This window comes from Afifella marina DSM 2698, from assembly GCF_900102695.1.
Classification (GTDB): Bacteria; Pseudomonadota; Alphaproteobacteria; order Rhizobiales; family Afifellaceae; genus Afifella; species Afifella marina.
Window position 1 is genome coordinate 160,554 of the sequence record NZ_FMVW01000009.1, and the last position, 23,797, is coordinate 184,350.

The following is a 23,797-nucleotide window of genomic DNA, read 5'->3' on the forward strand; positions in this document are numbered from 1 at the left end:
GGTCTAGGTCGACATCATCCGGGGGATATCGACGCCCATCGTCAGGCGATCGATCTCGTCGCCTGGGTCGCCGCTGTGGCCCGGATTGCGCACCATCAGGTCTTCGAGCGTGTGCTGGTCGAGGACTTCCGTAAAGGCGCCGAGCGCCTGGCTGAAGATCCGGTTGACCGGCGACAGAGGCCTGATCGAGCAGTCGATCGTTTCGCCGAAGCAATCCGCCTCGACACTCGTCGCCTCCGTGAGGCGCACGACATCGCCGAGATGGATCTCGGCCGGCGCACAGGCGAGACGCACGCCGCCTGTGCGGCCGCGCATGGTCTTCAAGAAGCCGCCCTGCACCAGGAGCGCGACGAGCTTGGCGACGTTGTGCTCCGTGATGAGCGTCGCGCGCGCGATCTCTCCGGCATTCGTCTGGCGTCCGAGACGGGCGCAGTGCAGCAGAATCCGCAGTGCCTGGCTGGTCTGTTTCGTGAGCCGCATGGAATTGCGCTCCTAGATGTTTGGCACGTCCGGATTCGGGACGGACATGCTCCGCTGTCTGCAATATGCCTTCGGCCCGAAGAGCGTCAACGGGTGCGTCAATATACCGTGCCGATAAGTTGTGAAAACAGCGGGCTTTAACGCAGGCGATGCAGCGCCGTCGCGAGGTTCTCTTCCATCTGTCCCAGAATGGCGGCGGCGCTTCGGAGAGTTTCCGGCGAGAAGTCGCGTGTGGCGATCTCAGCAAGCCTCTTCCAGACGGCATCGATGGCATCCAACGTCGCTTCGCCGTCGCGGCTCAAGCGCACGATGCTCCTGCGGTGGTCGGAACGGTGGCTGTCGCGCTCGATCAGGCCGCCTGCCTCCAGCCGTTCGAGCATCTTGCTGACGGTCGGCGGGCGCACGCGCAACTCCTTCGAAAGCGAGGAGGGCGAGTGTTCGCCATTCCCATAGAGGGCGCGCAGCAGCTTATCCTGACCGGGGTGAATGCCGATCTCGGCCAATTCGATGCCGAGCAGGGCACGACAGAGTTTGGCGGCTTCGACCAGCATGAGAACCGCTTCGGAGCGGAGGTCGTCAGGCGCCATGGCCGCCGTTGAATCGGAAGCCGGGTCGCGAGGACGACCATCATGATCGGATGCTTGCATTCGCGCTTAGGATTATCGGGTGCCGCTTCATCCACGGTGATGTCGCGGTGACGGCTGGCGCGCATTAAAGTGCTTTAATTCGCACTCCGCGTTCCCGAGCCCTAAAGGCCGGGGAACCAGCTCGTGTCGATCTCATAATAATGGTCCGCGAAATCGATCAGCTGCGTTGCGCGCTCTTCGTTCGGAAACGAGATCCATCGACCCTGACGGGCGATCAGGCCCTCCTCCTTGAGCTGTTTCAAGGCGTTGCTGACCGAAATATTGCTGAGGCCTACCAGGTCGCCGATGACCTCCTGATGCAGCGGCAGCTCGAATTCGTCGGAATATGCGGGATCCATGATCCGCAGGCGCGCCCGACATTGCAGAAGAACCAGAAGCACCCGCGATGCCGCTGGCATGCGACCCGTGGCCCGCAGGCGGTCGAGAACCGCCGCATGGTCGATCATCGCGAACGTGTAGAAGAGCGCGGTAAGTTTCGGAGAATTCGAGAAGACGCTGCGGAGCCCCGATTTCGGGAACGGGCAGATAACGGCATCGGTCGCAGCCGCGATGCCGCAGGTGCTTTCGGCGAAGGCAATCTGGTTGGTGCCGACGACGTCGCCCGGAAAATGCAGGTCGAGGATCTGACGGCGACCATCGGGGGTGTGGATGAAGGTGTAGACCCAGCCAGAATCCAGCACGAAAAGGCGGTTCGTCTCGCCTTCGTCCACAAGTGTCTCATGCCGCCTCACCGTGCGGCTTTCGCGTTCCAGTTCGTTGAGCAGATGTTTCTCGGTGTCGCTCAGGGCGGTGTAATGCGATATCTTCCGGACCAGACAGCTTTCGTCCCCGTGCACGATCCCTATTCCCTTCTGGCTGCCAGGCTGTTGAGACAAGGTAACGCCCGTTAGGCTTGCGGTTCACATGAAGTTGGTCATGTTGCCCTTGTCCGCGGAGCCTTGCGTGCTTCAAAGACGCGAACAAACACCCTAGATCTATTCGATAGTCGATTCTTCTAGCACGGTTTGATGTTCGCCACTCAATCGTACAATTCTCGGCGGATCTCCTCCCTCATGCCCCGCCCGTTCGATAGGTGACGCCAGCGTGCCGCTTTCCAGGCTTCTTTACGAATCTCCGGCTTCCCAGGAACCGCCGCCATCCCCGCCGAGCCCTTCGCTCGCGCGCTCGGCAGCGCTTGTCGGAGTGCTCGGGGCCTTCATCGTGCTCGCTGCCGTCGCTTCGATCTCCTACCTGCAGTGGCGCGACCTGACGGAGAACATGCGCAGCGCCACGGCGAGCTCCGCATTTTTTCTGGCCGACCACGGGGCGAGGCTTTTTGAGGTTTCCGATCTTGCGCTGAGGAAGGCGGCCGATGCCATCGGCGAGCGCGATTGGGACGAGATCCAAACCTCGCGGTCGCTTTTCGACGAATTGACCGAGCTGCGTGCCGATCTGCCCTATGTGGATGAATTGTGGGTCAATGACAGCACGGGCGACCTGCGTCTCACCACCTTTAATTTCCCGGCGCCGCAGGCCAATCTCTCCGACCGTGATGTGTTTCAGGCCCACCAGGCGCATGATGCCGGTCTCTTCATCGGCCAGCCGATCATCGGACGGGTGACGGACAGGCCGACATTCCTCGTCAGTCGCCGGCTCGGCGGGGATGAGTTCAAAGGCATCGTGTCGGCGAGCCTGGCGCTCGACTATTTCAACACCTTCTGGAAACGCATCCCGCTGCCGCCCGATGCCCGGGTCGCGCTCTTCAGAAAGAGCGATCAGGCGGTCCTGGCGCGCTTCCCGCAAGCTCCGGCAGATGCCGGGCCGGTGCCTTTCAATGCGGCTCTCGAGGAGATGATCGCGCAGAACCCGGAGGAGGGGAGCTACACCAACCTCGCCCAGGAAAAGGACGTCAGGTTCGGCTCCTATCACCAGGTCGGCAATCTGCCACTTTACGTTCGTGTCAGCGTGCCGCGGCAGGCGCTCTTCTCGTTGTGGCTGGAACAGGCCCAGCCGAATGGGTTTTTCGCGCTTGCGGCGATTTTGTCCCTGATCGCTCTGACCGCTTTCGCTCGCCATCAGGCCCGGCGCGAGGATGAAAGCCGCGCCTTCCTGAAAGACGAGGTGGCGCGGCAAACGGTGGCGCTGCGCGAAGAAACTCAGGCGCTCGAAGCGCTCAACGGCGCGAGCCGCATCCTGTCCGCCGAGCTCGACCCCGGCCGCGCAATCCGCACCATCGTGCAGGCGAGCGTGGTGATGAGCGGGGCGCGCGCCGGCGCCTTTCTGCCGGCCGATCAGAAACGGGCGGAGAGAACCGAGAGCGATCGTATCGTCGTCCGCAACGAGGATTTTCGCCCCGGTTTTCTACGCTTCGTCTCCGAGCATCGGGGCAAGCTTCTGCGGTCCGGTCACAATATCCTGCGAGTCGACGAAATCGGTGAGTGGACGCAGGAGCGTGAGGCATCCGGCGTCGGCAGCTTTCTTGCCGTGCCGATCATCTCCCGCTCGGGCGAAGTGCATGGCGAACTCTTTTTGGCCCATTCCAACCCCCATGCGTTCGGAACGCGGGCGGAACGGTTGTCGGTGGGGCTTGCCGCTCAGGCCGCGATTGGGATCGACAACGCCAATCTCTTCGAGGCCGCCCAGAAGGAAATCGCGGCCCGCAAGGAAACGCAGGTCAAGCAGGAGCTCTTGATCCGCGAGCTCCATCACCGGGTGAAGAATACCCTGGCGGTGGTCCAGGCGATCGCCGGCATGACGGCACGTTCGGCGGAGGATATGAGTGCCTTCAACGATGCCTTTGCGGGGCGGCTGTCATCTCTCGCCTCCACACATACCCTTTTGACAGAATGGGCCTGGCAGAAGGTGCCTCTCGGGGATCTCATCCGCGGGCAGCTCGAGCCCTATCCGGAGCGCGTTCACCTCGAAGGGCCGAACCTGGAGCTTGCGGCAGCGCAAGCCGTTCCCATCGGTATGGCCATCCACGAGCTTGCCACCAACGCGATCAAATATGGTGGGCTTTCAACGGACGAAGGACATCTTTCCGTCGTCTGGCGGGTCGAGGAGGATGCAAGCGGAGAGACGCGCGGAACTTTATTCCTGGAGTGGCGCGAAAGCGGGGGGCCTCCCGCCGTCTCACCGACGCGGCGCGGCTTCGGCTCGCGATTGTTGAGCGACGTTTTGAGGGTGCAGCTTCGCGCCCGTACGGATATCCGCTTCGAACCGGAAGGCCTCGTGTTCGAGCTTGCGGTTCCCATTGCGCCGATCGTTGTGTCCGATTACCCTGGCTCAGCCGTCGAGGAGAGCGCTCAGTCGTGACTGGCCCCGGTTCAGCGCGCGCAATGAAGAACGGTTTTTCCAAAAAATGTTGTTTCTTCGGAACCACTTTCGTTCCGTTGCGTTAAATACGAGCTGCGTATTGCCGTTTGCCCGCAGAGGACGTTTTTGCAGGAGAAAAAGCTCGTATGCCCGCCATTTGTGCAGGAGAGAAAGCGGCGCCTCTCCGCGATTGTCAGATCCTACTTGTAGAAGACGAAGCTTTGGTTGCAATGGACCTAGCCTACGAGCTGGAAAAGGCCGGGGCCGAGGTGACCTTTGCCTCCACGCTCGCGGAGGCGCTTGCCATTGCCAATAGCAATGATCCGCCCCATTCGGCGGCGGTTCTCGATATCAACCTGCGCGGCGAAGAGGTTTATCCGGCGGCCGAACGGCTCGCCGCAACTGGCGTCCCCTTCCTGTTCTGCACGGGGCACGGCAAGCTGGAAGATGTCGCGCCGCGCTTTCCGGATGCGCCGGTGCTGAACAAGCCGATCATCGGGCGCCAGCTCGTTTGCGCACTCGCTGCACTTCTCCCTTGAGACACTGTTGAAGGGTCTGTCCTTCTAGCGCAGCTTCGCGCGCTTCCTTCTCACTCCGCTCAACTGGCCTTGCCCGCGTGTAGCCGCCAAATGGCTCCGTTCGCTTCGTCGGTCAGGAGATAGAGCGCGCCATCCGGCCCTTCGACGACATCGCGGATGCGTTTCGCGCGCTCGTGCAGGAGACGTTCCTCGTGGGTCACTTTCTCGCCGTCCAGATCGAGGCGAACGAGAGCTTGTGAGGCGAGGCCGCCGACGAAAATGTCTCCTTGCCATTCGGGAAACATGTCGCCCTCGTAAAAGACCATGCCTGAGGGCGCGATTACCGGTGTCCATTGATAAAGCGGACCTGCCATGCCTTCAGCCTGCGCCTTGCCGGAGCCGACGGGCGTGCCGTTGTAATTCACCCCATAGGAAATGATGGGCCAGCCGTAATTCTCGCCGGGGCGGGCAATGTTGAGCTCGTCGCCACCCTTCGGGCCGTGCTCGATCTCCCAAAGCTCTCCCGTCCCGGGATTGATCGCGGCCGCCTGGACGTTGCGATGGCCGTAGGACCAGATCTCCGGACGCGCATCATCGCGGCCGACATAAGGGTTATCGTTCGGAATCGAGCCGTCCGGATTGAGGCGCACGATCTTTCCGAGATCGGAATCGAGCTCCTGCGCCTGGCCGCGGAAAGCCTCCGAGAAGCGCTCTCCAAGTGTCACGAAGAGATGGCCCTCGCGGTCGAAGACGAGGCGCGAGCCATAATGTGCGCTGCTTGCGACCTTGGGCTCTTGCGAGAAGATCACCTCCACATCCTGCATCTTAGTTCTGTCGTCGGAGAGTTTGCCGCGTGCGACGGCCGTCGAGGTTGTGCCGCCCTCACCCAGTTCGGCATAGCTCCAATAGACGAGGCGGTTTTCTTCAAAGTCGGGATCGAGGGTGACGTCGAGAAGTCCGCCCTGGCTGCGATTGTCGACCTCGGGCAGGCCCGAAATCGGCTCCGATACGTCTCCGGCGGGCGTGACATGGCGCAGGTTTCCGTAGCGCTCCGTCACCAGCATCGAACCGTCGGGCAGGAAAGCGAGGCCCCATGGATGGGAAAGGCCCTCTGTCACGGTCTCTACGGCGATGTCCGGTCCCTGCGTCGAGATCGTCTCCTGGGCAAGAGCGGTGCTGGCAAGGAGCGTCGCTGCGAGAACTCCGCCCGTCCGCAAGAACATGCCTTTGGTCATGGTGATCCTCCGAAAGCTGCGCCGGCGGGCCGGGACCCGCCTTTGCGAACCAATCGGCGAAGGGGAGCGCAGTTCCTCCCGCAGGGCGAGGACGGGATAACGTTCGCTTGAAAACCGCGAGAGGAACGCTGCGCCTTGTAATTTTGCGCGCCTGTCCGTGGAAGAGCCGCTGCGATGTGCAACGACGTCGCGGATGGGCCGGCCTCTCTCACCCTCCCGCTGCGCCCCCGCACCGGCAGCGCCTGCGTCTGCTGCGGAGGATCTTGGATCTCGGTGTATCCCCCGTGGAACGAAAAAGAATTTCCGACCGGCTCGGGCGAATTTCGAACGCGTCTGCGACGTGATCGGAAGGCATTCTGTGCCAACGACCCGACAAGCGGATCGACGCCCGAAGGAAGACGGTCGGGCGAGGCTTCGTCGCTGGGTTTTTGACCTTTCCGCCAGGTTCTTTAAAACCAGAGGCAACGTTTCATTCTCATTCCTCAACCAGCAGAGATAATTTCATGTGCGGCATTTGCGGCGAAGTGAGCTTCACCGGCTCGCAGGCCGATCCCTCAGCAATCGGGCGTATGCTCGACGTCCTCTCCGCCCGCGGCCCCGATTCCTCCGGGGCCGTCATCCGGGGCCGTGTAGGCCTCGGGCATCGCCGGCTCCAGATCATCGATCTGTCGGCACGCTCCGAACAGCCTCTCGTCGATTCCGATCTCGGGCTTTCGATCGTCTTCAACGGCTGCATCTACAATTACCAGGAGCTGCGCACCGAGCTTCAGGGGAAGGGCTACCGGTTCTTCTCCTCCGGCGACACGGAAGTGATCCTGAAGTCTTGGCACGCCTGGGGCGAGGATTGCGTCAACCGCTTCCACGGCATGTTCGCCTTCGCCATTCACGAGCGCGAAAGCGGCCGCGTCGTGCTGGCGCGCGACCGGTTCGGCATCAAGCCACTCTATCTTTCGGAGACGGACGGCACGCTGCGTTTCGCCTCGTCGCTGCCGGCGCTCGTCAAGGCGGGTGGTGTCGACACCACGATCGATCCCGTGGCGCTGCAATTCTACATGTCGTTCCATGCGGTCGTGCCAGCGCCCTACACGATCCTCAAGGGCGTGCGGAAACTCGCGCCCGCCACGATCCGCGTGATCGAGGCTGATGGGACAAGCCGCGAGAAGGTCTACTGGGATCCGCGCTACGAACGCTCCAGCGAAGAGGTGACGCGCTCCTTCGGCGAATGGCAGGAGATGGTGCTCGATGCGCTGCGGACGGCCGTGGATCGCCGTATGGTCGCCGACGTGCCTGTCGGCGTGCTCCTATCAGGCGGCGTCGATTCCTCGCTGATCGTCGGGCTCCTCGCCGAGGCCGGGCAGAAGGATCTGATGACCTTTTCGATCGGCTTTGAGGAGGCGCACGGCGAGAAGGGCGACGAATTCGTCTATTCCGACATCATCGCCAAGCGTTTCAACACCGATCACCACAAGCTTTTCGTGCCGTCCTCCGATCTTCTGAAGGAGCTTCCCGGCGCGATTTCGGCGATGTCGGAGCCGATGGTCTCCTACGACAATATCGGCTTCTATCTCCTGTCGCGGGAAGTCGCCAAGCACATCAAGGTGGTGCAGTCGGGGCAGGGCGCCGACGAGATCTTTGGCGGCTATCACTGGTACCCGCCGCTCGCGCATTCGAACAATCCGGCCGCCGATTACGCCAAGGTCTTCTTCGACCGCGACCATGACCGACTTGGCCAGCACCTTTCGCCCGACTGGATGGCGGCGAAAGACGAGGCGCGTGCCTTCGTGGAAGCGCATTTCAACAAGGCCGGGGCAGAGGATCCGGTCGACAAGGCGCTCCGTCTCGATTCCACCATCATGCTCGTCGACGATCCGGTGAAGCGGGTCGACAACATGACGATGGCCTGGGGGCTTGAGGCCCGCGTTCCCTTCCTCGACCACGAGCTTGCCGAGCTTGCCGCCCGCATTCCACCCGAGCACAAGCTTGCCGATGGCGGCAAAGGCATCCTCAAGGCGGTGGCGCGCGAGGTGGTGCCGAAAGAGGTGGTCGATCGCGAGAAGGGATATTTCCCGGTTCCGGCGCTCAAATACATCGCCGGTGACACGCTCGACATGGTGCGTGACACGCTGACGAGCCAATCCGCGCGTGAGCGCGGCCTCTTTAAAGAAGACTATCTCAACGCGCTCTTCGACGATCCGAGTGCCCATATCACGCCGCTCCGTGGGTCGGAGCTCTGGCAGGTGGGGCTCCTGGAGCTCTGGCTGCAGAACCACGAGCTTTAACAGGGGGCTGCCATGTCACGCCGACCGGACAAGAAGGGCCAGGGCAAACGCGCCAATGTCGTTGGCCATAGGCTATTGCGCATGCGCGAGCAGGGCACGCGGCCGCATCTCGAGCAGGATAGCGAGCGGCCGCACCCCAATGCGGTGATCGATTGTGGCTGGGGACGCGTCCTCTTCACGCAGACATTCGAGACGAGCGATGCGATGATCGACAAGCTCGGGGCAGAGGGCCCCGACCGGCGCGATATCGCCTTTTATGTGCGTGACCCGCATGTCGTGCTCGCGGCCGCCCCGAACGAGCTCTTCCTCGATCCCTCGCACACCTACCGGCTCGATCTCACCACCTACCGCGCGAAATGGCGCAAGCTTCCGGGATTCTTCGTTCGGCGGCTGACCTCTTTGGCCGATGCGGAGACGGTCAACCGCATCTATGCGAGCCGCAACATGGTGCAGGTGGACCCGGAATTCTTCTGGTCGAACCGAGACAGCCGGGCGCTCACCTATTTCGTCGCCGAAGACGAGACGACGGGTGAGGTGATCGCGACCGTCACGGGCGTCGATCATCAGCGCGCTTTCAACGATCCGGAGCGGGGATCCTCACTGTGGTGTCTCGCCGTCGATCCGCAGGCGCGTTATCCGGGCATCGGTGAAGCGATGGTGCGCCGGCTCGCGGAGCATTATCAGGCGCGCGGCGCCGCCTTTATGGATCTCTCGGTCCTGCACGACAACGACAAGGCGATAAGTCTCTACGAGAAGCTCGGTTTCCGGCGCATCCCCATCTTCGCGGTGAAGCGCAAGAACCCGATCAACGAAAAACTCTTTTCCGGTCCCGACCCGGCGGAAAACCTCAATCCCTACGCCCGGATCATCGTTGACGAAGCGCGGAGGCGGGGCATCGATGTGGAGGTGATCGACGATCAGGCTGGCTTCTTCCGCCTTTCGTCCGGCGGACGGTCGGTTCGCTGTCGCGAAAGCCTGTCGGAGCTCACGAGTGCCGTCGCCATGTCGCTTTGCGACGACAAGGCCGCAACCCGCCGGATCGTGGAAAGGGCGGGGGTGAAGGTGCCCGCCCAGATGGAGGCCGGCGACGACAACGCGCTCAAAGCCTTTCTCGCCGAGCACGAGAGCGTCGTGGTCAAGCCCGCGCGCGGTGAGCAGGGGCGAGGCGTCGCGGTTGATCTCGACACTCTCGAACAGGTCAAGGCCGCGATCGAAGAGGCGAAGAAATCAGCCGACCGTGTGGTGCTCGAATCCTATTTCTCCGGCACGGATCTCAGACTGATCGTCATCAATTTCCGGCTCGTCGCCGCAGCGATCCGCGTTCCTGCGCAGGTGGTGGGCGACGGCAAGAGCTGTGTGCGCGACCTGATCGCCAAGCAGAGCCGACGCCGCGAAGCCGCCACCGGCGGGGAATCGAAGATCCCGCTCGATGGTGAGACGGAACGGTGCATTGCCCGCAACGGCTTTTCTCTCGATTCCGTTCTGCCCGAGGGCGAAACACTGCAGGTGCGGAAATCCGCCAATCTGCACACCGGAGGCACCATTCACGACGTGACGGCGGCCGTGCATCCGACACTCGTCGAAGCGGCGATCTCGGCTGCCCGTGCCATCGACATTCCTGTGGTCGGCATCGATCTGATGGTGACGGCCCCGCATCTGCCGGAATATGTCTTCATCGAGGCGAATGAGCGACCGGGCCTTGCCAATCACGAACCGCAGCCGACCGCGCAGCGCTTCGTCGATCTCCTGTTTCCGCTCTCGATGCCCGCCTCCGTCAGAATGGCGCAGGAAAGGAAGGGATGATGACGCGGCTCGCGATCGATACGGACTACCTGGCCGATTGGCTGGCGCGGCTTCTCGCGACGCCGAGCCCGACCGGATACACCGACACGATCGTGCGCGATTGCTGTGCGGAGCTGGAACGGCTCGGGGTCGGCTACGAGATCACCCGCCGCGGCGCCATTCGTGCCATCTATCAGGGCTCTCGACGCAAGGCGGCCCGCGCCATCGTTGCGCATCTCGATACTCTCGGCGCGCAGGTGAAGGGGCTTAAGGAGAACGGTCGTCTGGAACTCGTGCCCGTCGGCCATTGGTCGGCGCGGTTTGCGGAAGGGGCGCGCGCGACGATCTTTACCGATCACGGCTCCTATCGCGGCACAATTCTGCCGCTGAAAGCCTCCGGCCACACCTTTGCCGATGAGGTCGACACTTTACCGGTCGGTTGGGATTACGTGGAGCTTCGCATCGATGCGCCTGCGACCGACAAGTCCTCGCTGGAGAAGCTCGGCGTGGAGGTCGGCGACATGGTGGCGATCGATCCGCAGCCGGAATTCGTCGAGAACGGCTTCATCGTTTCCCGCCATCTCGACAACAAGGCGGGCGTTGCCGTCATGTTCGCCGCGCTGGACGCCATGGTGAAGGAAGATGCGATCACGCCGGTCGACATCCATTTCCTTCTGACCATTGCCGAAGAGGTGGGCGTCGGCGCCTCGGCGATCCTCTCCCACGACGTCGCCTCGATGGTGGCGGTCGACAATGGCACCACGGCACCCGGACAGAATTCGTCGGAATTCGGCGTCACCATCGCCATGGCCGACCAGACCGGCCCGTTCGACTACCATCTGACGCGCAAGCTCGCGCGGCTGTGCCTGGAAAACGACATCCGCTACCAGAAGGACGTTTTCCGCCATTACCGCTCCGATTCGGCCTCGGCGATCGAATCGGGGGCGGATGTGCGCACGGCACTCATCACCTTCGGCGTCGATGCGAGCCATGGCTATGAGCGTATCCACATGCATGCGCTGCGGTCCCTCGCCGAACTCATCACCGCCTATGTGACGAGCCCCGTCGAGATCCAGCGCGACAGCAAAGAGCTCGGCAGCCTCCAGGGCTTCACCACCCAGCCGACCGAGGACGAGGCGGCCGAGGAGGCGAAGGACGAACCTGTCGTGCTGTGACACTTTGCGTTGGCAAGCGCCGGCCTTCGTCGCGTCTGGCCGCTTGACCTTCCTCCGGGGGGAGGCGCGATATCGCGTTCTTTAGGAAGGGCGCGAGATGACTGAGAAATCCCACGAAGCTGAGACCGCAGCGGATCGCTGCTGTCAGGATCAGGACGCCGGCGAGCACGAGGGCTGTGGCTGCGGTGGCAAAGGCCACGGCAAACACAAGGGGCACGGGGAGCATAAGCACGGCTCGTGCGGCTGTGGCGGCCACGGCCATAAACACGCGCATGCGGCGGATGAGGGCGGTTGCGGCTGCGGCGGCGACCACGAGCACTAAGACGGCGCGCTCGATCACGCCGCGCGACAAAGCCTCACCTGCGAGGACGCCGCACCCTTAGGCGGCGTTTTGAAGACGATTTGAAAGGCGGGCGCCGGTTCTGCCGCCGGCTGCCCGCTCGTCAGACGCCCCGTACGAGCGGGGCGCGCCCTCAACCTCGTCGATTCAGTGCGACATCAAGATCGGAACCGTCATCTGGTCGATGATCGACTGGGTGGCGCCGCCGAAGACCGTCTCGCGCAGGCGCGAATGGCCATAGCAGCCCATGACGATCAGATCCGCGCCGAGGTCGGAGGCGCGGTTCAGGATTTCTCCGCCGACCGAGGTGCGGTCCGGCCGAGAGGTCATGTTTTCCACGTCGAGCCCATGGCGCGAAAGCGTGCGTGCGAGTGCGTCGCCCGGCACCAATCCCTTGCCCGGCTCATTGTGGCCGGCCTCGACACAGAGAATGTAGACCTTGGCACCCTTCTGGATGAGCGGAAGAGCGTCGAAAGCCGCACGGGCCGCCTCGCGACTGCCGTTCCAGGCGATGAGGACGGTATGCCCGACATCGGTGTAGTCGCCCGAGGTGGGGACCACCAGGACGGGCCGGCCGGCCCCGAGCACCAGATCCTCCGGACGATAGTAGGAGGGGAGCTCTTCGGCCGCCTGCGCCGTCACCACGAGATCTGCATTGCGGCAGGTGCGGCAGGCGAGCTGGGTGGCGTTGACGTCGCGCGCATCGAGCTGAAGCCAGGAATTGGAGATCGTTTCCGTCGCGGCTGCGCGATTGAAGGCCGCTCCGACCTCTTCGGCCAGCTGATTGTCGCGCTCCATCTGCATCGACAACCATTCCCCGCCGAGCGGGTCTACGACGTCCGGCGGAATCCGCGGGATCAAGTGCAGGCCGACGATGTGAGCAGAATGATCGCGCGCAATCGGCACCGCGACGTTCATGAGGCGCGGGATGACATCCACCGTCGGAAGGTGGATCATAATCGTTCCGAGAGGATAACGGCTGCTCACGGCTCTTTCCTTTCAAACGCGTGGAGGAAGGCGGGCAGGGTTTAACCAACAGTCCATTATAGAACCTAGCGCCGAATTGCCGCGTTGATCAGGATCAAGCCCCCCTGGAATTGACGCGTTTTCATCGCTAAGACTGCGGTATGATGAAGCTGGTGCCAATCGCCCCCCTTGATACGGATCCCGTGCCCGATCTTTGTCGGGCATGCAAGGCTCGAAACCGGGGGATCTGCGGCGCGCTCAACGCATCGCAGCTTTCGGAGTTGACCCGCCGCGCCCACCGGCAGGTGGTCGAGCCGGGCAAGACCCTGCTTGATGCCGAGCAGCCGACATCCAACTATTCCAATGTGCTCGCGGGCGTCGTGAAACTGTCGAAGATGCTGCCGGACGGACGCCAGCAGATCGTCGGTCTCCAGTTTGCGCCGGATTTCGTCGGTCGCCCGTTCTCGCCGGAGAGTTCGCTCAAGGCCGAAGCGGTGACGAGCACGGTTCTGTGCACCTTCCCGCGACAGCTTCTGGAGCGGATGATCAGCGAATCGCCGGAGCTGGAGCACAAGCTCTATCTTCAGGCGCTTGACGAGCTCGATGATGCGCGCGATCTCCTCCTGACGCTCGGCCGCAAGACGGCCCGTGAGCGGGTCGCAACGTTCCTTTTGATGATTGCGCGCCATTCTCCGCACGCCGATGGCAACGACGAGGGTGGCACGGGTTTCGAACTGCCGCTGACGCGCGCCGAAATCGCCGACTTCCTCGGGCTCACCATCGAAACCGTGAGCCGACAATTGACCAAGTTGAAGGGTTCCGACGTTATCCGCGTGGAGCAGAATCGGCGCATTCGTGTGCCGGATATGGAGCTCCTGGAAGCCGAAACGGGCGACTGAGGTCAGGTTTTTCAGCCCGCTGAGGGTTAAGACATCGCGCGGGCGCGCTTCAAGAAAGCGTCCGCCAGAGGCCTTCCATGCCTCGCCTTCCTACGTACGGGATGAATAGCCTTTCAGCCGGCCTGTGCCTGCCGGCCGTCCTTGCGGATGGAATGTCTTCCCACAATCCGAACCTCGCTTGCCAATAGGATGGCGAGAGGCTGACTGTCGCAGCGCATGCGGTGGCGCAGGAGTGCGGCTGCGAGATCCCCCCGTGCCGATGGCGAGAAGCAGGAGCGGGCCATGGGGAAAACCACCGTCTCCTCCCAGGCGATGTGCCGGCGCTGGGATTCGAAGAAAGCCCGCAAAAGATAACCGAGAGCCTCGGCTTCGCGGTAGCCGCCTTCCTCGTCATGGGCCTCGAGGGCGTCGGCAAGCTCCAGTGCGGCCTGTTCGTCGGCGTCATGTTCGGAGCGGGCGAGGGCGATCGCCTCGCGGATGCCGCGATCGGCGCGGCAGGGCGCGGCGAGAGCCGGAAACAGGATGTCGTTTTCCAGTCGGATATGGGCGGGGAAGTAGAAGCGCAGCGTCAAAGCTGCAGCGCGCGCCGTCTCCCGAATGACGTCTCTGGGGAGGGCATCGGCAATCGCTTCCAGAAGATCGCACAGACGCTCCTGCAGGGCATGCTCGTAAGCGATCAGCTGGAAGGGGTCTTCCCGAATCATTTCTGCCGTGGGCGCGTCCGCCGCGCAGGCGAGCAGCGCCTCAAGATGGCGTCTCTCCGGCCGCATCTTGGGAAATCCTTCCCAATAGTTCCCCTTGATTTACTAAGTGTGCCGGAACTCCCCCCTTTCCAACTTGATCTGAATCAAGGATGGGTTTCCCCTAAAGTCGATAGCTACTTTGGAAGCCTTCTAGCGCGTCGCTTGGGCGCACTTGGCAAGTTTATAGGAGATGGCCATGGGGATGGCACAAGCCGGCATCCTGTTCCTGATCGCGCTGGTTGCCGTCATAGCCTCTGTGAAGGCTCATGACATGCAGTTCGCGGTCCATATGGGGCTGGTTGCCTTGATCGCGCTCGGCGCCGCCGTCTGGCGGCTGCGCACCATGGATGTCTCGGGCAAACGCGTTCCGGTTCGCGATCGTCCCGACGGCTACATGGACGAGGTGATTCGCTACGGCGCCGTGGCCACAGTCGGCTGGGGCGTCGTCGGCTTCCTGGTCGGCGTTTTCATCGCGTTCCAGCTCGCCTTTCCCCATCTTAATCTCGAGCCTTATTTCAATTTCGCGCGTCTGCGCCCGCTCCACACCTCGGCGGTGGTTTTCGCTTTTGGCGGCAACGCGCTCATCTGCACCTCGTTTTATGTGGTGCAGCGGACGACCGGTGCCCGCCTCTTCGGCGGTGGCCTGCCGTGGTTCGTCTTCTGGGGCTATCAGCTTTTCATCGTGCTTGCTGCCACCGGCTATCTCCTCGGTGTCACGCAGTCGAGGGAATATGCCGAGCCGGAATGGTACATCGATCTTTGGCTGACGATCGTCTGGGTCGCCTATCTCGTCGTCTTCCTCGGCACCATCGCCAAGCGCAAAGAACCGCACATCTATGTGGCGAACTGGTTCTATCTGGCGTTCATCGTCACGATCGCGATGCTGCACGTCATCAACAACCTCGCCGTGCCGGTCTCCTTCCTCGGTTCGAAGAGCTACTCGGCCTTCTCCGGCGTCCAGGATGCCCTCACTCAGTGGTGGTACGGGCATAACGCCGTTGGCTTCTTCCTCACCGCCGGCTTCCTCGGGATGATGTATTACTTCATTCCGAAGCAGGCGGAGCGGCCGGTCTATTCCTACCGGCTTTCCATCGTGCATTTCTGGTCGCTGATCTTCCTCTACATCTGGGCCGGCCCGCACCATCTGCACTACACGGCGCTGCCCGACTGGGCGCAGACGCTCGGCATGGTGTTCTCGGTGATGCTGTGGATGCCGTCATGGGGCGGCATGATCAACGGCCTGATGACGCTCTCGGGTGCATGGGACAAGCTCCGGACCGATCCGGTCATCCGCATGATGGTGATCGCCGTCGCCTTTTACGGCATGTCGACCTTCGAGGGCCCGATGATGTCCATCAAGGCGGTCAACTCGCTGTCGCACTACACCGACTGGACCATCGGCCACGTGCATTCCGGTGCGCTCGGCTGGGTTGGCATGATCTCCTTCGGCGCGATCTACTTCCTGGTGCCGAAGCTCTGGTTCCGCCCGCGGCTCTACTCGGTGCGGCTCGTGTCCTGGCACTTCTGGCTCGCCACGATCGGCATCGTTCTCTACGCCGCCTCCATGTGGGTGTCGGGCATCATGCAGGGGCTGATGTGGCGTGAGTACAACCAGGAAGGCTTCCTCGTTTACTCCTTCGTGGAAACCGTTGCGGCCATGCATCCCTACTACATCATCCGCGCTCTCGGCGGCACGCTCTACCTCGCCGGCGGGCTGATCATGGCGTTCAACATCTACAAGACGATCCGCGGTGATCTCCGTCAGGAGACCCCGATCGGCGCTGCCGTAGAACCGGCCGAGTGATAGGAGACACAACGTGCTCGACCCGTTTACGAAATTCATCCTGCGCAACCATGACAGGGTGGAACGGAACATCACCGTTCTGTTCGTGCTCTCCTTCCTCGTCGTCTCGATCGGCGGTCTCGTCGAAATCGTGCCTCTGTTTTACGTGCAGAACACGATCGAGAAGGTCGAAGGTATGCGGCCCTATACGCCGCTGGAGCTTGCCGGCCGCAACATCTACATCCGCGAGGGGTGCTATCTGTGCCACTCACAGATGATCCGTCCGATGCGCGACGAAGTTGAGCGTTACGGCCATTATTCGCTCGCCGCGGAATCCATGTACGATCATCCCTTCCAATGGGGCTCGAAGCGGACAGGACCGGACCTGGCGCGTGTCGGCGGGCGCTATTCCGATGCGTGGCATGTGGAGCATCTGACCGATCCGCGCTCCGTCGTGCCGGAATCGATCATGCCGCCCTATGGCTTCCTCGCGAAGACGCCGCTCAAGGCCGACGACATCGCCGAGCACCTCAAGGTGAACGCCATTGTCGGCGTGCCCTATTCCGAGGAGATGGTCGCCAATGCGCAGGCGGATCTGCGGGCGCAGGTCGATCCCGACGGCGATCCGAGCGGATTGGAAGAGCGCTACCCGAAGGTGAAGGTGCGAGACTTCGACGGCAATCCGTCAGAGATCACGGAGATGGACGCTTTGGTGGCCTATCTTCAAATGCTCGGCACGCTGGTGGATTTCACCACTTACGAGCCGCTCACCGAAGACAATCTCAGGTGAGGTTATGAGCACCTACGATACCTTGCGCCACTTCGCGGACAAATGGGGGCTTCTGTTCATGCTCCTGGTCTTCGTCGCGGCTGTGCTGTGGGTCTATCGTCCGGGCGCGCGTGCATCTTACCGCGCCCAAGGGGATATTCCCTTCAAACATGACGAGCGGCCGGCTCAAGAGCAGCCACCGCGTGACCAGACTCCTGGACGTGGAGAGTAATTGATGGCCACCAATAAAGATGGCGCTTCGAACGAGCCGCGAGGCCATGGCGTCGAGATCGACAAGGTCACCGGGACGGAAACGACCGGTCATGAATGGGACGGGATCAGGGAACTCAACAATCCTTTGCCACAGTGGTGGCTCTACATCTTCTACGGCTGCACGATCTTCGCCCTCGTCTATGTCGTGCTCTATCCGGCGATCCCTCTGATCAAAACCGGCACCGACGGCCTTCTCGGCTGGCATTCCCGCTCAGCGGTCGCGCGTGAGCTGACCGCTGTTGAGCAAAGCCGCCAGGCGGTGATGAACCAGATCCGCGACACGCCTCTGGAAGAGATCCGCACGAACAACGAGCTGATGCAGGTCGCCTTCCGAGGCGGTGAATCGGCGTTCAAGGTCAATTGCGTCCAGTGCCACGGTTCCGGTGCCGAAGGCGGCTATGGCTATCCGAACCTCAACGACGACGCCTGGATCTGGGGCGGAACGTTGGAGGATATCCACACGACGCTTCAGCACGGTGTGCGCTACGAGCAGGACGATGAGACGCGGATCTCCGAGATGCCGGCCTTCGGGCGGGACGGGCTCCTCGATTCAAGCCAGATCGAACAGGTCGCCAATTATGTCCGCTCGCTGTCCGGCCTCGAACACGACGATGCTCTCGCCACGGAGGGCGCGCAGATATTCGCCGACAATTGCGCCGTGTGCCACGGTGAAAACGGGCAGGGCCAATACATGCTGGGAGCGCCGGCGCTCAACGATCAGGTGTGGCTCTACAGTCCGGATCTCGAGCAGATCGAATCGCAGGTGAACAATCCCAAGCACGGTGTCATGCCGGCCTGGTCCGGGCGCCTCGATGAAGTGACCATCAAGCAGCTGGCACTTTATGTGTGGTCGCTGGGCGGCGGTCAGAACGCGGAAGCGACCGCCTCGAACTAAGTGGCGCCTTTACGATTTGAAGTGTTTGAAACGGGCGGCTGAGGCTGCCCGTTTCTTTATATCCCGTTTCCCTGATATGATCGTTCCAACGGGACGGTTTGCCGGTCTATTCGTCGTCGACGAAGGCGCGACTTTCTGGCATCCAGGTCTTGTCGTAATCACGATCTGCTGGGTTGAACCGGCCGGAACGTGCGCATGGCTGTATTGTCTGGCGCTTTGGCGTCTCAGCCTTTTATTGTCGCATGCGGCGAATGCGCTCAGTCCGAGCCGGAAACCTGGATTGACTTGGGTCAAACGGATTAGACCGTTTCCAAGCTATCCACGGCGCATGCTGTCGCGGCAGCAATGGAATCTAAATGGCCAAGATGAATCAGGACACCTACGCGGGGGGCGGGGTTGTCGACCAGGTCGAGGCCGATCCGGTCAATAGCCGCAATGAACGGTCGCTTTACGCGGCGCGTCTCAAGATTTTTCCTCAAAGGGTCTCCGGTGCTTTCCGGCGGCTGAAATGGCTGATCATGCTCGTTACCCTGGGCATTTACTGGGTGACGCCATGGATCCGCTGGGACCGGGGGCCGAACGCGCCCGATCAGGCGGTGCTCGTCGACCTCGCCAGTCGCCGCTTCTACTTCTTCTCGATCGAGATATGGCCGCAGGAATTCTATTATGTGGCCGGCCTGCTCATCATGGCGGGCCTCGGCCTCTTTCTGATCACATCGGTCGTGGGACGTGCCTGGTGTGGCTACACCTGTCCGCAAACGGTGTGGACCGACCTCTATATGGCGGTCGAACGGCGGATCATCGGCGATCGAAACGCCCAGATGCGCCTCGACAAGGCGCCCTGGGGCTTCGCCAAGATCCGCAAGATCGCCACCGTGCATGCGATCTGGCTCCTCATCGCGATCGCGACCGGTGGCGCCTGGGTGTTCTATTTCGCCGACGCTCCGGGGCTCGCCGTCGATCTCGTGACGCTGAAGGCGCCTCCCGCCGCCTATGTGACGATCGCCGTGCTGACCTTCACGACCTATGTCTTCGCCGGCTTCATGCGCGAGCAGGTGTGCACCTATATGTGCCCGTGGCCGCGCATTCAGGGCGCCATGCTCGATGAAGATTCACTCATCGTCACCTACAACGACTGGCGTGGCGAGCCGCGCTCGCGCCACCGCAAAAAGAGCGAGCAGCAGGGGCTCGATACCGGCGATTGCGTGGATTGCAACGCCTGCGTCGCGGTCTGTCCTATGGGCATCGACATTCGCGACGGTCAGCAGCTGGAATGCATCACGTGTGCTTTGTGCATCGATGCCTGCAACAACATCATGGACAAGGTGAACCAGCCGCGCGGGCTGATTTCCTATTCGACGCTGCAGGATTATCAGGTCCATGCCTCCACCGCGGCGAGCAAGGGCCGCGAAGTGGCGAAGCAAGAGCAGCGCCGCTTCTCCGTGTCCCACATCGTGCGTCCGCGCACGGTCATCTACTTCACGTTATGGGCGCTCATCGGCGTTGCCATGCTCGTGACGCTCGCCATGCGCGACCGTCTCGGCATCAACGTCCTGCACGAGCGCAATCCGCTCTTCGTGACGCTGTCCGACGGTTCGGTGCGCAACACCTACACGGTGAAGCTCCTCAACATGCTGCCGGAGCTCAAGACGTTCTCGGTAACGCTCGATGGGCTGCCCGGGGCGGAAATGTGGTATGCCGGTGCCGAAGAGGAAAAGAGCCGGAACCTGATCGTCGAGGTGCAGCCGGATCGCGTGCGCGACCTCAGGGTGTTCGTGGTGATGCCGGAAGGGGCCCGCGCGTCTCAGGATTTCGATTTTGTTGTCACCGATCCCGAGACGGGTCAGACTTCTTCGGCTGATGCGCAATTCCACGGGCCGACGCGATGAAACGGGTGATGAGCGCTTTCTGGCCGAATGAGGATAATCCCCTCAACGGCTGGCATTTTTTCGGGATCATCTCGCTGTTCTTCGTCACCATCATCATCGTGAATTTCACGATGGCCTTCTTCGCGACGTCGACCTTCCCGGGGCTCGTCGTCGAGAATTCCTACGTCGCGAGCCAGAACTACAACAAATGGCTGGAGGCGAGCCGGGCGCAGGACGCCCGCGGCTGGGATGCAAAGTTCGATACGAGCGACGGTATCTTGACCGTCGATCTGCGCGACAAGAGCGGGGCACCGATTTCGGGTCTCAATGTCTCCGCCATCATCGGGCGCGCTTCGGACTGGAACGAGGATCGTCTCGTGATGTTGCAGCAGGTCACTGACGGCTACCGCGCCGACGAGCCCTTGGGGCCGGGTCGCTGGATGGTGGAGCTCAAGGTCCGCTCCGGCGAGGATCTGGTCTTCCGCACGACCGAGCCGGTGATGGTCAATAGCGGTCCAGCCTCATGAGCTGCTGCGGGGAAGGCGCCTCGCTTGCCGCGATCGAGCTTGCCCGATCGCAACCCGAAACTGTCGACGATCACGTGGACCCGGCTTTCCTGCGCGAAGCGAAGGACGGTGCTACCGAGCTCACTCTGATCGTTCCAGGCATGCATTGCGCCGGCTGCCTGTCAAAGGTGGAGAGGGCTCTGCGCTCGGTCTCCGGCGTTTCGCGCGCGCGTGCCAATTTGACGGCGCACAAGGCCGTCGTCGGCTTCGATCCGCAGACGGTTGAAGCGGAAGAGCTGATTGCGGCCGTCCGCGGCGCCGGCTATGCGGCACGGCCTGTCGATCCCGCCGTGTTCAACAACGTCGCCGACGAAGAGGCTGGAGCGGAGTTGTTGCGGTCGCTTGCCGTTGCCGGATTTGCCGCCGGCAATGTCATGCTCTTGTCCGTTTCCGTCTGGTCCGGTGCCGACGAAGCGACGCGAAACCTCTTCCATTGGATTTCGGCGATGATCGCGCTGCCGGCGATCGCCTATGCCGGGCGGCCTTTCTTCCGCTCCGCGGCGCGGGCGCTTTCTGCCCGCAGCCTCAATATGGATGTGCCGATCTCGCTTGCCGTCGTGCTCGCTGCCTTGATGAGTCTGCACGAGACCATCATCGGTGCGCCGCATGCCTGGTTCGATGCTTCGATCACGCTGCTCTTCTTTCTGCTGATCGGGCGAGTGCTCGATTTCCGTATGCGGGGCGTGGCACGTGCGGCCGCGACGCGGCTCTTGTCGCTGTCGGCCGACAGCGCGCGTCTCGTCGGTGAGGATGGCCGTATCAGCCTGGTGCGCGCGGGGGCGGTGAAGCCTGGAGACGTCGTGGAAGTGGCCGCCGGGGAGCGCGTGCCGCTCGACGGCACGGTCATTTCCGGCTGGAGCGACGTCGATAAATCGCCGCTCACGGGCGAGCCCTTGCCCGAGGCAGTCCGGGACGGCAGCGCCGTGTTCGCCGGCACGCTCAACGTCACCGGCCCGATCCGTCTCAAGGTGGAGAAGAGCGCAGGCGACAGCCTCCTTGCCGATATCATCCGTCTGATGGAAGGCGCGGAAGCAGGTCGCGGCCGCTTTGTCGGGCTCGCCGACCGTGCGGCGCGCATCTACGCGCCCGCCGTCCACATTCTGGCAGCTCTCGCCTTCGTCGGCTGGCTTCTCGTCGGCATCGGCTGGCACGATTCCTTGATGATCGCCATTGCCGTTCTCATCATCACCTGCCCCTGTGCGCTCGGCCTTGCTGTGCCTGCGACGCAGATCGTGGCGAGCGGGCGGCTCTTGAAGGAAGGTATCATCGTCAAGGACGGTGCCGCGCTCGAACGCCTTGCCGGCGTCGATACGGTCGTCTTCGACAAGACCGGCACCCTGACCGGCGGGGATCCCCGTCTTGCCGAGGAGCCGGAGGTGGACGACAGGACCTGGGCGCTGGCTGCGGCTCTCGCCAGCAAGAGTCGCCATCCGCTCGCCAAGGCCCTTGCCGCGTCCGCTCTGGGCCGCGGGGTTACGCCTCTTTGCGTTGAAGATGTGCGCGAAGAGCCCGGAGCGGGCATGGAAGCGCGCTTCGAAGGTCGTCGCGTGCGTCTCGGACGGCGGGAATGGGTTGCCGAGACAGAGCACGCCGAGAGCGGCGGTGCCTTTTCAGAAATCTGGATCGAGATCCCGGGCGCGGCCCCCAAAGCTTTCCGGTTTGTCGATCGGTTGCGGCCCGATGCGGCGCCGCTCGTCGCGCGCCTCAAGGAGATGGGTTTCGGCGTGCATCTTCTTTCAGGCGATCGGCCGGAGGCCGTCGCGGCCGCCGCTCGCGGTCTCGGCATTGCTGAATGGACCGGCGGGGTGACGCCCGCCGACAAGGTCGCCGAAGTGGAGCGGCTGCAGGCGGAGGGCCGACACGTTCTGATGGTCGGCGACGGGATCAACGACGCGCCGGCACTTGCGGCGGCGACGGCTTCGATCTCTCCTGCGACCGGTTCGGATATTTCTCAGGTCGCGGCCGATTTCGTCCTCTCTTCCGGAGCGCTCGCCCCGATTGCCGAAGGCATCGTCGTTGCGCGCCGGGCAAGGCGCGTCATCCTGGAGAATTTTGCGATCGCGCTCGCCTATAACGCGATTGCCGTGCCGGTGGCACTTGCCGGCCTCGCGACCCCCCTCATTGCGGCGGTCGCCATGTCGAGTTCGTCTATCCTGGTCACGGCCAACGCGCTTCGCCTGTCTCTCGGTGCCGGCAAGCGGGCCAGCGCCAAGCCGCAGCCGCGCAATGCGCTCGCCGATACCGGTCGGGAAGCCGCAGCGTGACCATCCTCGTCATTCTCATTCCAGCGGCGTTGTTTTTGGGCGCGCTTGGCCTTGCCGCGTTTCTATGGTCTCTAAAGAGCGGACAATACGACGACCTCGACGGTGCCGCCGCTCGCATTCTCCTCGACGATGAGCCCGGGGAGGCAGGGCACCGAAAAGAGGCGCGCGAGGAAGAGGACGCAGCCCAACATGTATGAAATTCTGCGCATGGCGCATCTGATCATGATCGCGATGGTCACCGGCATGGCCGTCTCGCACTACGTTTTGCTGCGCGCCAGCGCCGGCCGCGAGGGCGAAGGCGGCCGGGCTCTGGCCCTTGCCCGGCGTACGCTCGGCAATTTCACCACCATGGTTCTCGCCTTCGTCTGGCTGACCGGCGTCCTGCTTCTGTGGAGCCATTACGGCATGACGGAGCGGGAGGTGAGCGCCTGGTTCTATGTGAAGATCCTCTTCGTGGTCGTTTTGACCGCTGCCCATATCGCCCAGCGGGTCACCGCCGGTGGCATGCGCGGCATCACGATCGAAGGTCGCCGGATCATCGAGCGCTACGTCTCGATTGTCTGGCTGTCGGCGCTTCTCTCCATCTGCTTTGCGGTGATCTCCTTCACGCCGTCCCAGTAAAGCTGTCGACGCAACCCCGTCACAGTAACCCGGCCGCATCTTGCCGCCTCCTCGCGGCGTTGCGTCCGGCTTCCTAGAGCATCGGACTTTTAATTGGGCGCATATCCAGCGGCCTTCAGATAGTTCCAGCATTCGTCGGCTTGGTAGAGACCGCAGACATCTCCGATTGCCTTCCAAAGGGCATCGAAGGCTCGTGCGCCTGCTTTTCGCAAAAGTGACTTGAGCTTTGAAAAGGCCATCTCGATTGGGTTGAGATCGGGGCTGTAGGGCGGCAGGAAGAGGAACCAGGCACCTTTCTCTCTCAAGATCGCCGCTGCCCTCGCACTCTTGTGAACTGCCAGATTGTCGAGGATGACAACGTCACCCTTGTTCAGCGTCGGAGCGAGTTGGGTTTCGATGT

At 62.6% G+C, this 23,797-nt stretch carries 22 protein-coding genes; 15 read left to right on the top strand and 7 right to left on the bottom strand.

Going from position 1 to position 23,797, the window contains the following annotated elements; genetic code table 11:
* Window positions 1-3: 3 nt before the first annotated feature.
* The 3 genes from BLP76_RS16355 to BLP76_RS16365 all read right to left on the bottom strand — a co-directional run bounded on the left by BLP76_RS16355 (window position 4) and on the right by BLP76_RS16365 (window position 1,963).
* On the bottom strand, window positions 4-480 hold the full coding sequence (locus BLP76_RS16355; protein ID WP_092815857.1) for an RrF2 family transcriptional regulator: 477 nt from the start codon (window positions 478-480) through the stop codon (window positions 4-6).
* A gap of 137 nt (window positions 481-617) precedes the next feature.
* A complete protein-coding gene (locus BLP76_RS16360; protein ID WP_171904419.1) occupies window positions 618-1,067 on the bottom strand; it encodes a MarR family winged helix-turn-helix transcriptional regulator in 450 nt (149 codons plus the stop codon).
* A 161-nt stretch (window positions 1,068-1,228) separates the two neighbouring features.
* Window positions 1,229-1,963, bottom strand: a complete 735-nt coding sequence (locus tag BLP76_RS16365) for a Crp/Fnr family transcriptional regulator (RefSeq protein ID WP_170130508.1) — start codon at window positions 1,961-1,963, stop codon at window positions 1,229-1,231.
* A gap of 247 nt (window positions 1,964-2,210) precedes the next feature.
* Between BLP76_RS16365 and BLP76_RS16370 the strand changes: the two genes are divergently transcribed.
* Both BLP76_RS16370 and BLP76_RS16375 read left to right on the top strand, forming a co-directional pair.
* The gene (locus tag BLP76_RS16370; protein WP_139163767.1) at window positions 2,211-4,421 is read left to right on the top strand and encodes an HWE histidine kinase domain-containing protein; all 2,211 of its coding nucleotides are present in this window, start codon (window positions 2,211-2,213) and stop codon (window positions 4,419-4,421) included.
* A 230-nt stretch (window positions 4,422-4,651) separates the two neighbouring features.
* On the top strand, window positions 4,652-4,960 hold the full coding sequence (locus tag BLP76_RS16375) for a response regulator (RefSeq protein WP_170130509.1): 309 nt from the start codon (window positions 4,652-4,654) through the stop codon (window positions 4,958-4,960).
* A 59-nt stretch (window positions 4,961-5,019) separates the two neighbouring features.
* Here BLP76_RS16375 and BLP76_RS16380 read toward each other — a convergent pair whose 3' ends face one another.
* Entirely contained in the window at window positions 5,020-6,174 is a 1,155-nt protein-coding gene (locus BLP76_RS16380; protein WP_244514632.1) for a PQQ-dependent sugar dehydrogenase, read from the bottom strand.
* Between the two features lie 503 nt (window positions 6,175-6,677).
* On the opposite strand from BLP76_RS16380, the gene BLP76_RS16385 reads away from it, so the two are divergent.
* From BLP76_RS16385 to BLP76_RS16395, 3 genes are read left to right on the top strand one after another with little or no spacing between them, the layout of a single operon-like run.
* Window positions 6,678-8,453 carry an N-acetylglutaminylglutamine amidotransferase gene (locus BLP76_RS16385; protein WP_092815872.1) on the top strand — a complete coding sequence of 592 codons (1,776 nt, stop codon included), beginning with the start codon at window positions 6,678-6,680 and terminating at the stop codon, window positions 8,451-8,453.
* 12 nt (window positions 8,454-8,465) lie between these two features.
* Window positions 8,466-10,256 (top strand): N-acetylglutaminylglutamine synthetase, encoded by a 1,791-nt coding sequence (gene ngg, locus BLP76_RS16390; protein WP_092815875.1) that lies wholly within the window; start codon window positions 8,466-8,468, stop codon window positions 10,254-10,256.
* A complete protein-coding gene (locus BLP76_RS16395; RefSeq protein ID WP_092815959.1) occupies window positions 10,256-11,410 on the top strand; it encodes an osmoprotectant NAGGN system M42 family peptidase in 1,155 nt (384 codons plus the stop codon). The genes ngg and BLP76_RS16395 overlap by 1 nt, the downstream gene beginning before the upstream one ends.
* 487 nt (window positions 11,411-11,897) lie before the next feature.
* On the opposite strand, the gene BLP76_RS16405 is transcribed toward BLP76_RS16395, so the two are convergent.
* Window positions 11,898-12,737 (bottom strand): universal stress protein, encoded by an 840-nt coding sequence (locus BLP76_RS16405; RefSeq protein WP_200170535.1) that lies wholly within the window; start codon window positions 12,735-12,737, stop codon window positions 11,898-11,900.
* Between the two features lie 260 nt (window positions 12,738-12,997).
* Here BLP76_RS16405 and BLP76_RS16410 point away from each other — a divergent pair, with 260 nt between their 5' ends.
* Entirely contained in the window at window positions 12,998-13,615 is a 618-nt protein-coding gene (locus BLP76_RS16410; protein ID WP_338081420.1) for a Crp/Fnr family transcriptional regulator, read from the top strand.
* A 113-nt stretch (window positions 13,616-13,728) separates the two neighbouring features.
* Here the strand turns inward: BLP76_RS16410 and BLP76_RS16415 are convergent, their stop codons facing one another.
* Window positions 13,729-14,385 (bottom strand): hemerythrin domain-containing protein, encoded by a 657-nt coding sequence (locus tag BLP76_RS16415; protein ID WP_092815887.1) that lies wholly within the window; start codon window positions 14,383-14,385, stop codon window positions 13,729-13,731.
* 175 nt (window positions 14,386-14,560) lie between these two features.
* Here BLP76_RS16415 and ccoN point away from each other — a divergent pair, with 175 nt between their 5' ends.
* From ccoN to BLP76_RS16460, 9 genes are all read left to right on the top strand, one after another.
* Window positions 14,561-16,162, top strand: coding sequence for a cytochrome-c oxidase, cbb3-type subunit I (gene ccoN / locus BLP76_RS16420; protein WP_092815962.1), 1,602 nt, complete (start codon window positions 14,561-14,563; stop codon window positions 16,160-16,162).
* A 37-nt stretch (window positions 16,163-16,199) separates the two neighbouring features.
* The gene (gene ccoO, locus BLP76_RS16425; protein WP_092815965.1) at window positions 16,200-16,931 is read left to right on the top strand and encodes a cytochrome-c oxidase, cbb3-type subunit II; all 732 of its coding nucleotides are present in this window, start codon (window positions 16,200-16,202) and stop codon (window positions 16,929-16,931) included.
* A gap of 4 nt (window positions 16,932-16,935) precedes the next feature.
* Window positions 16,936-17,142 (top strand): cbb3-type cytochrome c oxidase subunit 3, encoded by a 207-nt coding sequence (locus tag BLP76_RS19110; protein WP_092815890.1) that lies wholly within the window; start codon window positions 16,936-16,938, stop codon window positions 17,140-17,142.
* Window positions 17,143-17,145: 3 nt separating this feature from the next.
* Window positions 17,146-18,078, top strand: a complete 933-nt coding sequence (ccoP, locus tag BLP76_RS16435; RefSeq protein ID WP_092815893.1) for a cytochrome-c oxidase, cbb3-type subunit III — start codon at window positions 17,146-17,148, stop codon at window positions 18,076-18,078.
* A 356-nt stretch (window positions 18,079-18,434) separates the two neighbouring features.
* Window positions 18,435-19,967: a cytochrome c oxidase accessory protein CcoG gene (gene ccoG, locus BLP76_RS16440; protein ID WP_244514633.1), complete on the top strand. Its 1,533-nt coding sequence runs from the start codon at window positions 18,435-18,437 to the stop codon at window positions 19,965-19,967.
* 8 nt (window positions 19,968-19,975) lie between these two features.
* Window positions 19,976-20,473 carry a FixH family protein gene (locus BLP76_RS16445; RefSeq protein ID WP_170130510.1) on the top strand — a complete coding sequence of 166 codons (498 nt, stop codon included), beginning with the start codon at window positions 19,976-19,978 and terminating at the stop codon, window positions 20,471-20,473.
* The gene (locus BLP76_RS16450; RefSeq protein ID WP_092815899.1) at window positions 20,470-22,776 is read left to right on the top strand and encodes a heavy metal translocating P-type ATPase; all 2,307 of its coding nucleotides are present in this window, start codon (window positions 20,470-20,472) and stop codon (window positions 22,774-22,776) included. The genes BLP76_RS16445 and BLP76_RS16450 overlap by 4 nt, the downstream gene beginning before the upstream one ends.
* Window positions 22,773-22,973: a cbb3-type cytochrome oxidase assembly protein CcoS gene (gene ccoS / locus BLP76_RS16455; protein WP_092815901.1), complete on the top strand. Its 201-nt coding sequence runs from the start codon at window positions 22,773-22,775 to the stop codon at window positions 22,971-22,973. Before BLP76_RS16450 ends, ccoS begins: the two co-directional genes overlap by 4 nt.
* Window positions 22,966-23,397 carry a hypothetical protein gene (locus BLP76_RS16460; protein ID WP_092815904.1) on the top strand — a complete coding sequence of 144 codons (432 nt, stop codon included), beginning with the start codon at window positions 22,966-22,968 and terminating at the stop codon, window positions 23,395-23,397. Before ccoS ends, BLP76_RS16460 begins: the two co-directional genes overlap by 8 nt.
* Window positions 23,398-23,486: 89 nt before the next feature.
* On the opposite strand, the gene BLP76_RS16465 is transcribed toward BLP76_RS16460, so the two are convergent.
* The coding region (locus tag BLP76_RS16465; RefSeq protein ID WP_171904420.1) for a transposase at window positions 23,487-23,797 on the bottom strand (311 nt) is incomplete at its 5' end.

Excerpts from the sequence above, each read along its gene's own strand:
- BLP76_RS16355 (WP_092815857.1), bottom strand. The coding sequence starts at position 480 with ATGCGGCTCACGAAACAGACCAGCCAGGCACTGCGGATTCTGCTGCAC.
- BLP76_RS16360 (WP_171904419.1), bottom strand. The coding sequence starts at position 1,067 with ATGGCGCCTGACGACCTCCGCTCCGAAGCGGTTCTCATGCTGGTCGAA.
- BLP76_RS16375 (WP_170130509.1), top strand. The coding sequence starts at position 4,652 with ATGGACCTAGCCTACGAGCTGGAAAAGGCCGGGGCCGAGGTGACCTTT.
- BLP76_RS16380 (WP_244514632.1), bottom strand. The coding sequence starts at position 6,174 with ATGACCAAAGGCATGTTCTTGCGGACGGGCGGAGTTCTCGCAGCGACG.
- BLP76_RS16385 (WP_092815872.1), top strand. The coding sequence starts at position 6,678 with ATGTGCGGCATTTGCGGCGAAGTGAGCTTCACCGGCTCGCAGGCCGAT.
- ngg (WP_092815875.1), top strand. The coding sequence starts at position 8,466 with ATGTCACGCCGACCGGACAAGAAGGGCCAGGGCAAACGCGCCAATGTC.
- BLP76_RS16395 (WP_092815959.1), top strand. The coding sequence starts at position 10,256 with ATGACGCGGCTCGCGATCGATACGGACTACCTGGCCGATTGGCTGGCG.
- BLP76_RS16415 (WP_092815887.1), bottom strand. The coding sequence starts at position 14,385 with ATGCGGCCGGAGAGACGCCATCTTGAGGCGCTGCTCGCCTGCGCGGCG.
- ccoN (WP_092815962.1), top strand. The coding sequence starts at position 14,561 with ATGGCACAAGCCGGCATCCTGTTCCTGATCGCGCTGGTTGCCGTCATA.
- BLP76_RS19110 (WP_092815890.1), top strand. The coding sequence starts at position 16,936 with ATGAGCACCTACGATACCTTGCGCCACTTCGCGGACAAATGGGGGCTT.
- ccoP (WP_092815893.1), top strand. The coding sequence starts at position 17,146 with ATGGCCACCAATAAAGATGGCGCTTCGAACGAGCCGCGAGGCCATGGC.
- ccoG (WP_244514633.1), top strand. The coding sequence starts at position 18,435 with ATGGCCAAGATGAATCAGGACACCTACGCGGGGGGCGGGGTTGTCGAC.
- BLP76_RS16445 (WP_170130510.1), top strand. The coding sequence starts at position 19,976 with ATGAGCGCTTTCTGGCCGAATGAGGATAATCCCCTCAACGGCTGGCAT.
- BLP76_RS16450 (WP_092815899.1), top strand. The coding sequence starts at position 20,470 with ATGAGCTGCTGCGGGGAAGGCGCCTCGCTTGCCGCGATCGAGCTTGCC.
- BLP76_RS16460 (WP_092815904.1), top strand. The coding sequence starts at position 22,966 with ATGTATGAAATTCTGCGCATGGCGCATCTGATCATGATCGCGATGGTC.